9 protein-coding genes and 1 pseudogene are annotated in these 9,437 nt (G+C 61.3%); 7 read left to right on the top strand and 3 right to left on the bottom strand.

Annotated features, from left to right (window positions below; genetic code table 11):
• Positions 1-96 precede the first annotated feature (96 nt).
• Both BMW72_RS17720 and BMW72_RS17715 read left to right on the top strand, forming a co-directional pair.
• Positions 97-411: a DNA/RNA non-specific endonuclease gene (locus BMW72_RS17720; RefSeq protein WP_092112946.1), complete on the top strand. Its 315-nt coding sequence runs from the start codon at positions 97-99 to the stop codon at positions 409-411.
• Positions 412-425: 14 nt separating this feature from the next.
• Positions 426-1,609, top strand: a protein-coding gene (locus tag BMW72_RS17715) for an IS3 family transposase (RefSeq protein WP_092112944.1) whose coding sequence is annotated in 2 segments (ribosomal slippage) — positions 426-687 and positions 687-1,609 — 1,185 coding nt in all. Because the reading frame shifts where the segments join, the coding sequence is not laid out codon by codon here.
• Positions 1,610-1,618: 9 nt separating this feature from the next.
• Here the strand turns inward: BMW72_RS17715 and BMW72_RS17710 are convergent.
• Positions 1,619-2,887, bottom strand: coding sequence for an MFS transporter (locus tag BMW72_RS17710; RefSeq protein WP_241984081.1), 1,269 nt, complete (start codon positions 2,885-2,887; stop codon positions 1,619-1,621).
• Positions 2,888-3,018: 131 nt separating this feature from the next.
• Here BMW72_RS17710 and BMW72_RS17705 point away from each other — a divergent pair, with 131 nt between their 5' ends.
• Both BMW72_RS17705 and BMW72_RS17700 read left to right on the top strand, forming a co-directional pair.
• Positions 3,019-4,047 (top strand): GlxA family transcriptional regulator, encoded by a 1,029-nt coding sequence (locus tag BMW72_RS17705; protein WP_092112949.1) that lies wholly within the window; start codon positions 3,019-3,021, stop codon positions 4,045-4,047.
• A gap of 473 nt (positions 4,048-4,520) precedes the next feature.
• The gene (locus tag BMW72_RS17700; RefSeq protein WP_092112939.1) at positions 4,521-5,663 is read left to right on the top strand and encodes a hypothetical protein; all 1,143 of its coding nucleotides are present in this window, start codon (positions 4,521-4,523) and stop codon (positions 5,661-5,663) included.
• Between the two features lie 127 nt (positions 5,664-5,790).
• On the opposite strand, the gene BMW72_RS17695 is transcribed toward BMW72_RS17700, so the two are convergent.
• Positions 5,791-6,321: a DUF1643 domain-containing protein gene (locus BMW72_RS17695; protein ID WP_092112936.1), complete on the bottom strand. Its 531-nt coding sequence runs from the start codon at positions 6,319-6,321 to the stop codon at positions 5,791-5,793.
• A gap of 664 nt (positions 6,322-6,985) precedes the next feature.
• Here BMW72_RS17695 and BMW72_RS17685 point away from each other — a divergent pair.
• The 3 genes and pseudogenes from BMW72_RS17685 to BMW72_RS17675 form a co-directional block, all read left to right on the top strand.
• Positions 6,986-7,366: a PadR family transcriptional regulator gene (locus tag BMW72_RS17685; RefSeq protein WP_092112931.1), complete on the top strand. Its 381-nt coding sequence runs from the start codon at positions 6,986-6,988 to the stop codon at positions 7,364-7,366.
• Complete coding sequence (locus BMW72_RS17680) at positions 7,366-8,103, top strand: hypothetical protein (RefSeq protein WP_134450471.1); 738 nt, start codon at positions 7,366-7,368, stop codon at positions 8,101-8,103. Before BMW72_RS17685 ends, BMW72_RS17680 begins: the two co-directional genes overlap by 1 nt.
• A gap of 248 nt (positions 8,104-8,351) precedes the next feature.
• Positions 8,352-8,924, top strand: a pseudogene (locus BMW72_RS17675) (recombinase family protein); the annotation flags it as partial.
• Between the two features lie 201 nt (positions 8,925-9,125).
• On the opposite strand, the gene BMW72_RS19070 reads toward BMW72_RS17675, so the two are convergent.
• A partial coding sequence (locus BMW72_RS19070; RefSeq protein ID WP_092112922.1) for a hypothetical protein occupies positions 9,126-9,437 on the bottom strand: 312 nt, incomplete at its 5' end.

The following is a 9,437-nucleotide window of genomic DNA, read 5'->3' as shown; positions in this document are numbered from 1 at the left end:
AAGGTGCCCTCCAGTTCCGAGGCAGACGTCTGGAAGACGCTCTCGCCATATCAAGGCATCGCCCCTTAAACTCGGGGCAGAGACACAGGCCGGGGCGTGAAGATCCCACAAGCGTTCTGGAAGATCGCAGCATGGACAACAACCACGGAAGACTCCACCGCTCTTCACGCCGCCGGATTCGTCCTCGACCAAAGCCCACAGCTAGAAGACATCGACCTCGACACAGGCCATGCTCCAGCCCCCATGTACGGTAATCCCCCGGCGCTCGGCCCGTACCGCACCTACCAAGTCTCCATCGTCGACATCATCGACCGCACCGAGCTCAACCTGACCGTTCTATCCAAAGCCGACGTCTATGAGCTGGCGCGGATATCTCGGACAGTGGGCCCTCTTAAAATGAGGGTTCACTGAAAGTAGAGAACATCATGACCGCAGCGCGTAGGCGTTTCACCCAAGACCTCAAAGATGAGCTGTGTCGCGAGGTGATCAATACCTCGAAGCCGATCAAGGACGTCGCCACCGCATATGGCGTCGGCCCGGAGACGCTCCGGAACTGGCTCAACAAATACCGTGAGGCCAACGGCGGCACCGAAGCCGACTTAACCGTGTCGGAACGGGCCCGTTTGAAGGAACTCGAGCGGGAAGTTCACGAGCTGCGAGCGGAGACCGCATTCTTGAAAAAAGCCAGCGCATACTTCGCGCGGGAGCAGCGGTAGTGAGCAAGTACGAATACATCGACTCCCAAAAATCTGAGCTCACCAACCGGAATTCGGTGGTGAAAATGTGCCTCTGGCTGGCCGTCTCCACGTCCGGTTTCTACCACTGGGCGATCCGTCCGCAGTCCGCGACCTCTGCCCGCCGAGAAGCCCTGATCGCCCGGATACAACACTTCTTCGAGGAGTCCGACGGGATCTACGGATATCGCCGAATCCACGCCGACCTCGCCGCTGAGCAGACCGAATGCTCGCCCGAGCTGGTGCGGCAACTCATGCGCCAAATCGGCCTCGTCGCCTGCCAACCACGACCCTTCCGCATCACGACCGAAGCCGATGCGAAGGCGGCCGCGAACATGCCCGACCTCGTTAAGCGCGACTTCACCGCTGACCGTCCCGGAGTGAAGTTCGTCGGCGATATTACCTACATCCACACCTGGCAAGGATTCATCTATCTGGCCACCGTCATCGACTGCTATTCGAAGAAGGTCGTCGGCTGGTCCATCGCCGATCACATGCGCACCGAACTCGTCGCCGACGCCCTCCGCAACGCCGCCGCAACGACCCTGATCGAGCCAGACGCGATCTGGCACTCCGACCGCGGCAGCGTCTACACCTCGACCGAATTTCGCGCTCTGGTGACCGGCCTGGGGATGCGGTCTTCGATGGCCCGCACGGGCGTGTGTTGGGACAACAGTATGGCGGAAAGTTTTTTCTCGATGCTCAAGAACGAACGTGTTTACCGCACCGCGTATGCCACGAAAGCACAAGCCCGCAGCGATGTCATCCGCTATATCGAAGGGTTTTACAACAGTCGACGCCGGCACTCCGCGCTCGGCTACCGCAGGCCTAATGACGTCCACTATGGTTATCAGCAGCCAGCATTGGCAGCGTAGAAGAATCCACTAATTCCGCTGTCCGAAATGCCCGCGGCAGCTCAGTACCGGAGGGAGTATTGGTTTTTCAGAGGACGTGTGCCGAACGATTGTCACGGCGATGAGGGCAGCGACAAAACACAGGACCCCCGCCGTGATCCACACGATGGTGTAAGACCCGGTTATGTCTCGTGCGACGCCCCCGAGGAATGCCATTAGGCCGGCTCCGATCTGGTGTGAGGCGTTGATCCAGCCGAAGACGATGGCGCTGTCGTCGCCGTAGAATTCGCGGCAGAGCGCTATCGTCGGGGGCACGGTGGCGACATCGAGAATGCCGAAGAAGATGACGAACGCGATCATCTCGGGCTGGACTGTGGACGACATCAGCGTTGGCAAGAGCAGGAGCGATGCCCCACGGAGTGCAAAATAGACGCTCAGCAGCCGGCGAGGGTCCATTCGGTCGGTGAGCCAGCCTGAGGTAATGGTTCCCACAACGTTAAAGATCCCGATCATCGCCAGCAACGACGCGGCCACCGTTATGGGCATTCCATGGTCGTGAGCAGCAGGGGCGAAGTGACTCCACATGATTCCGTTTGTTGTCGCCCCACAGATCGCGAAAGTGAAAGCGAGTAGCCAGAACGGCACCGTTCGGGCGGAGGTGCCGAGGACGCGCAAAGTGCGCCGGGCTACCCCGGGGACCGGCCCGGGTTTCGGAGCAAAGTCCCGCGCGCCGAAAGCCTTCAGTCCGAGATCGGCAGGATGGTCGCGTATGAGTAGCCACACGAATGGCACGACGATGAGTGCAGTCAGCGCAATAGTCATGATTGCGGCCCTCCACTGGTGCTGGTCCACGATCGAGGACAGCACAGGGAGAAAGACGAACTGACCAAAGACACTCGCCGCTGTGAGGAGACCGGTGACGAGCCCCCGTCGCTTGACGAACCACCGATTGGCTACTGTTGCGGCGAACACCATGGTGACGGAACCGCAGCCCAAGCCGACGAGGAAGCCCCAGAAGAGCACAAATTGCCAAGACGCCGTCATGACCGTGGTCAGCGCGGAGCCCGCGGTGATGATGAGCAGGGCGCCGGCTATGACGCGGCGGATACCCACCTTGTCCATCAGCGCGGCGGCGAAGGGGGCAGCGAGCCCATAAAGCACCATGTTGACGGACACCGCTATCCCAATCGTGCCTCGAGACCAATCGAATTCATTGTGCAGAGGGTCCACCAGCAAGCCCGACATAGTTGTGAACGTGCCAGCGGCAATGATGGCCAAGCAGGAAATGCCCGCGACCACCCAAGCGCGATGCAAGCGCGGTTTCCGGGGGCCGGTTGTAGTCTTCACGTTTCGTGTCACAAATCCCATCTTGGGGACCAGTAGCAATCTTCACGAGTGGCTGAAAAGCCAACATGTGTAAGATTCAAGCCATGAGCATTTTCATACATCCAAATCGACACCGCGTGGCTGTCTTAGTGCGCGACGGGGTCCTTCCGATCGAATTGGGCATAGCGCACCGCCTGTTTGGACAAGCCAAATCCGCCGAGGGCGAATTCCTTTACGAAGTGCGCACATGCACGCTCGTCCCAGGTCAAGTTCGCACCGACACCGACATCACGGTGAATGTCACACACGGGCCCGCGGGCCTAAGCGAAGCCGATACGGTCATCGTTCCAGCATCTGATGAAGACTACGAACCCCACAGCCACGCTGGACTCAGCTCGCCGCTCGTCGATGCGCTCGGTTTAATTCGGCCGGCGACCAGGATTGCATCGATATGCACGGGGTCATTTGTGCTGGCGGCAGCGGGCCTCCTCAACGGCTTGCGAGCGACCACACACTGGAGAGTCGCGGACCAATTCCGTATGCTATATCCCGCCGTGGACCTGGACCCGGACGTCCTTTACACAGACGAAGGTCGAATATTAACGTCGGCGGGCGTAGCGTCAGGCATCGACCTTTGTCTGCACATGATCCGCAGCGACTACGGTTCATCCGTCGCCAACGACGTCGCCCGAGGAACAATCGTCTCCCCTCACCGCGATGGCGGACAAGCGCAATTCATCCAACACCCGGTCCCAGAGACCGAGCTTGGTAACACAAGAGCTTCGAGAATGTGGGCTCTCAAGCACCTCGACGAGCCCGTGTCCCTCAACGATCTAGCCAAGCACGAGTCCGTGAGCGTTCGAACCTACACTCGCCATTTTCGTCAAGAAGTCGGAGTCTCACCACTCCAATGGCTGAATCAGCAACGGATTGATCTTGCCCGCCAATTGCTCGAGGAAACGGATCTGTCCATCGACCAGATAGCTGTCGAAGCAGGATTTGGAACCGCAACGTCCCTGCGTCAACACCTCTACGCGGCCCTTCGAGTATCGCCAAGCACGTATCGCAATACGTTTCGCGTGCCAGCAGCTGACCCAACAAAAGTGCTAGCGCCCATGGATTATGAGACTTGAGGGTTATGAGACATTGCGCCTCGGTTCGTAGGGAATGTAAGTCGCTGCGACCTCCCGCTCGGCGCGGAATTTGTCCGCATCCAAAGCGGCAATGCATCGGGCTGCTTCTTTAGTCGAGGTGCCCCACGTGAATCGCGCGCAGAATCAGGCGAGGTTTGACGGAATGATCGCCGCGTAGCGAGCAAGTTGCTACAGACTGCTCGGACAGAATGCGTATGTCCCACAGAGCAACCTCCCGACGACGTTCTAATTCCACTGCGCGGACAATCAGGGCGGCACGGCTGATTCGCGGCCCTCATCCACCGCCCGGTCGAGATAATCCACAAGATCGTCGGGAAGGCGCACCGCAATCTGACGCCTCACGCCGCCAACATTCCACTCTGGAAGTCATTCAGGTGTGTCGTACTCGCGTGGACTGTTTGTCGAGGAAATCACCGGTCACGTGGCAAAATGCCCACTGCTAGGCTGACCGCATGTTACGCCGCAGCCTAATCACGCCGACCGTTTTACTCGCCATCGCGGTCCTCAGCGGATGCACCGTGGGCACCCCGGTAGAACCGTCGCCGTCAGTCGCACCAACACCAGCGGCAGCGAGCGTTTACACCTGCGACGACATTGCCGCCCTTGATGACGTGGCGCCCGCTTTCGTCACCGCGGACGGAACCACGCCGCCCCCGGTTGCCGCAATCCAGCCGGCTTATGCCCTCACCGAGTACGCCGTGCCAGCCCTGGGGGGTCTGTCCTGCTCCTGGCGGGTCGGCCCCGCGGTCGGCAATCCGATGCAGGACTCCGTTGCGACCGACTGGGCTTACGTCAGTGTCAAGGTCGTTCCCGGCGGCGCCGACTCCTGGGCGCCCTACGCGGTGGGCGACACCTTCTCGCTCGGCGACGGCCCATCCGACACCGCGATGACCATCGGAGGCATTGAAGCGGCGGCCGGGTGCGGCCGCGACTCCGGCTGCTTCATCAGCGCGCCGGTCGGCGATGCCTGGGTCGAAATCGTGCTGAGCACGCGCTGGAATACCCTCGACGGTGGATATTATTCCGGGCTGACGCCCGACGCGATCCTGGCGCAGATGCAGCCGCTCGCGGCATCCGTTTTCACCGCTCTGACGGATGCTCAACCCGGCCAGTTGGTCTGGCCAGCGGTCGACCTGGTCGAACGCGAACGGGACTGCACCGGCGCGCTGGGGTCGCAGGGCATCGCCATGGCACTCGGCGTCGACTCGCTCGAATACGAAGTCCGGTCCCAATCGACCGTCGGCAAGACGTATTTCGACAACTACGTGTCGCAACGGTCCGGGGTATTCACCTGCTCCGTGCAGGTCGACGGCGTCCCGGTCGACTTGCACGCCGCCGGCCTTCTGGGCACGTCGGTCACGGTCGGCTACGACCTGGCCGGGCTCGTCGACACGATGGTCTCCACGCCGGACAGCCAGGCTCTGCCGACGGTTGCGCTGAAGGGAGCGGTCGAGGGTGAACACGCCGTGCAGATCTGCGCCGACCACACAACGTTCTGCATCATGCTCTTCTCACTCGGACAGTCGGCCTACCAGGTCGAGTCGAACAGGGACACAGTCGCGATCGCCGAAGCGATCATCGCTGAGGCCCGCTAGGAGCGTGGAGGCCGCTTCAGACAACGCAATCTGCATCCGCCGACGTGCAGCCCGACCGCCCTCGCGCTTTCCTCGTCGGCGAAGCCGACGGCGCGGATGAAGTCGTGCGAGCGTGATACAGGCAGGATCAGCTCAGATAGCTGCTCATGTCGAACGGCTCAAGCGCGGCATCGCCCCGAGCGCGCGACGGATGACGAGGGTGCCCTCCCCCGAGAGGCTCCCCCAGTGACACCCAGTCACACCCCGCGGTGTCCGTCACCCGCACGATGTCCTCGAGCAGCGACGGCAGATATCCCCTCGTATCGATGAGCCCTCCCCATGCGGCGAGAAGCGTCAACGGCCGGCCGTCGATCAATCTGGCGATGTGGCGCTCGTTCTCCATCTTGAGCAGCGGGTTGCACACGCGGTCAAGTCCCTTGGGGTCCGTCGAGATCTGCGGGTACAGGTTCAGCATGATCCAACTGTCGAATCCATCGCGCGCTGCGAAGCTTGTCACGCGCCTGACGGTCGGGTCGGGATCTCCCGGCACCGCAGTGCTCGGGTTCACGCCGAAACAAATGAGGGTCTTCAGACCCACCGTACCCAAAGCGAAGCGCGCGATAACGTCCTCACTCCGCTCGTAGATCCACTGCAGGCTATTCGCGACCGGCGACGTCATGGCCGACCTTTCCCGGCGTCCATCGATCGATAGAACGGCCCCGGCATATCGGACTCCGTCAGGACGTGACCCGGAAGAAAGGCTCCAGCATATTCAATGAAGTTCATACCCCACACTCCCATATCGATCAGCCTCCGGGCCGTCGGACGCGGTTCGCGCGCTTACCTAGTGTCTCGAAACTCCCCATGGGTTTTGAGACACTCAGGTTACGAGACAGCGGATAGCCTCAACTCGAATTAGTGAGCCACCCGCACCCCCAAGGCGCTCCACACATGGGCGGCCCTGACCTCGGCAGGATGAGCGAGGCCGACCCCCGTGTCAGCGGCGCCGTCTGCGCCGTCGACGCAGCACACGCCCAACAAAACGCGACTCGGCAGCGACACCAGCGGCAGCGCACGGTCAACCCACGCCGAAATGTCCACGACGCTCGCACGCGGCACCAAGTAACGCGGCGGTAATGTCAGTTCCACCATCCGTTCGAGAACGAGCCCCACCGCATCAACCCGCAACGCGACGGGCCAACTCGCGGGCTGTGACGCGGCCTCATCTTCGCGCGCGTGGCCTGCGTCTCTTCAGAAGAAAATGCTGTCGTCGACGGGTCGAATCGAAGGTGCGGGCTTGAGTGTATTTGACATGACTAACTAGTTAGAGAGACAATCTAGTCATGAAATCGGAACATCCGGAGGAAGTGCAGCTGACCAGCGAGTGGCCGAGCGACTGGATGCGCGCGGTGCTTGGAATGTTCGCCCTGCGCGCCCTGGAGCAGGGCGCCTCCTACGGATACGCGATCATCGCCGACTTCGAAGCCAACGGGCTGGGCACAGTCAAGGGCGGCACGCTGTATCCCCTTCTCAGCCGCTACGAGTCGGCCGGGTTCGTCTCCGTCGAATGGCGACCAGGTGACGCCGGTCCTGGCCGCAAATACTTCTCACTCACTGACCGAGGACGCAGCGAACTGGAACGAACGCGAAGCGAGTGGCTGCGCTTCACCGCAAATGGCAATGACTATTTGGACACCGCACGGACAGGAAGAACGGATACCTAATGAAGACGCCAATGACCGACGACACCTGGATCGAGTACTTCACCGTCGCACTGCGCCTGCGACGAGTGTCTGGCACCGCGATCGGCGACGCAGTCGCCAGCGTCCGTGAGCTGCTGGCCGACTCCGGCCAAAGCGCGGAAGAAGCCTTCGGCCCCGCACTCGAGTACTCGGCTTCGCTGGACCTTCCCATCATAAATCCGCGAGAGCAAGCACTCAGGACGGTGCTCCTTCCGGTCCTGGGGCTCTTCACATTCCTAGTCTTCTCCCTGGCGAGCACGGCGTGGTTCGATCGGGACCTTATCCTGATCTCGGGACCTCAGATGCTGCTGCTTGCGATCCCGGTGGTTCTAACGCTGATGTTCGCATTCCCGTTCTACCCACGAGCAGTTATCCGACAACGCTGGCTTCCAGCGGTGCTCGTCCTCGTGGCGGGGGCATCGAGCGCACTGGCGACGCTTGTCGCTCCGGCGTCAGCATCCGACGCATGGCTGGTATTCTCCGCGCTGCCGATGCTCGTCGGCACCGCGACCGTCTTGGTGGTCCTATCGGTGATCGGAACCGTCGCGACCCTTCGAAGCCGCGACGATGACGAAATCGTCGAACCACTGCAGGCTCAGGTTGGGGCGAAGCGACCACGCGGTCGGCACCTGCTGCTCATTGCCGTGAACTGGCTCTTCCCACTCATCGCTGTCGTGGTGTTCGCTATGGTCTGGGGATTCAGCCTCCTCCGACCGTGACTGACCTCCGTTTAGGTGTCCCGACATTAAACCCGATGACCGGGTGTCTTACGGACGAGTCCGTGGATGATGCTTTGCGATTTCAGCGTCTCACATCCCTAGCGATATAAGACGTCTCACCGCCGCGACCTGCGCCTTCACAGAATCACCGGAATCTTGCGGCGCGCCGATTCTCATAACTACGTCGCATAACCGCATGCTTGAACTATGGTACTCGCCATTGGTTATGAGACACCCCAGGAGCAGAAATGACGAAACTGATCGGTTACGCACGCGTATCCACGCGACAGCAGTCCACCGATCGGCAACAGATCGACATCCTCGCCGCTGGCGTCCGGCGTGACGACCTCTACGTCGACCATGGCATTTCCGGTGCTCGAGCATCGCGGCCCCAGGTCGACCGTGCACTCGACGCTCTCGAGGACGGCGACACCCTCGTCATCACGACCCTGGATCGGCTGGGCCGATCGACGCAGAACATGCTCGCGTTCGCCGAGGAGCTCCGCGGCCGCGGAGCCGGCCTTCGCGTACTCAACCTGGGCGGCGGCGACGTCGACACCGCGACACCGATGGGGTCCATGCTGTTCACGATCATGGCTGCACTCGGACAAATGGAACACGAAATCAAACGAGAACGTGTGATCGACTCCATTAACAAGCGCCGCAACGCCGGCAAGGATCTCGGTGGGAGGCCGCGGCTCATCACCGACAGCCAAATCCGCAATGCCCGTCGACTCATCGACGGTGGAGAGCCAGTGACGACGGTTGCCCGTGATCTTGGAATGTCTCGAGCAACGTTCTATCGCCGAGCGCGGGCATTGGACCTCGCCGAAGAGTCATCTGAGGCGTCCAAACGTGCCCCGTATAGCCTCCCTTCACCGGGCATTTTCTCGGACGGGTCTTACGGGACGATCGCCCTCTCGGCACCGCAAGGAACCGAGTAGACGACGATGATTCGAAGGTGTCCCGGTCACCGTCCGGCGTCCGGGCGCGACAGCTCGGCGTGCTGCGCAGATACTTCTCTAGCTACCGGTCCGGGGAGAGTGCAGCCTGAGGGCGGAAACGGTGGCCATTGTGGCGCCGACAAAGATCGGAACCACGCTGACCGCACCGAATGCCACTGCGTTGAAAGGACTCATTCCAGTGGCATTGGCCGGAGAATATACGATTCGTCCGGTTGCCGCCCACGTTACAGCCCACGCCACGACCGCGATAATGACGATGCCGGCAGTCAGTCCAACAAGCGGCCGGTGCCATCCGATGGCGACCGCGAGTGCACCGACGATAGCGCTCATGGCCAAAGTCAGAGGGTTGATCGTGAGGTTGCTCGGGAA

It is taken from the genome of Cryobacterium luteum (assembly GCF_900110125.1).
Taxonomy (GTDB): Bacteria; Actinomycetota; Actinomycetes; order Actinomycetales; family Microbacteriaceae; genus Cryobacterium; species Cryobacterium luteum.
This window is presented reverse-complemented; position numbering and strand designations above follow the sequence as displayed.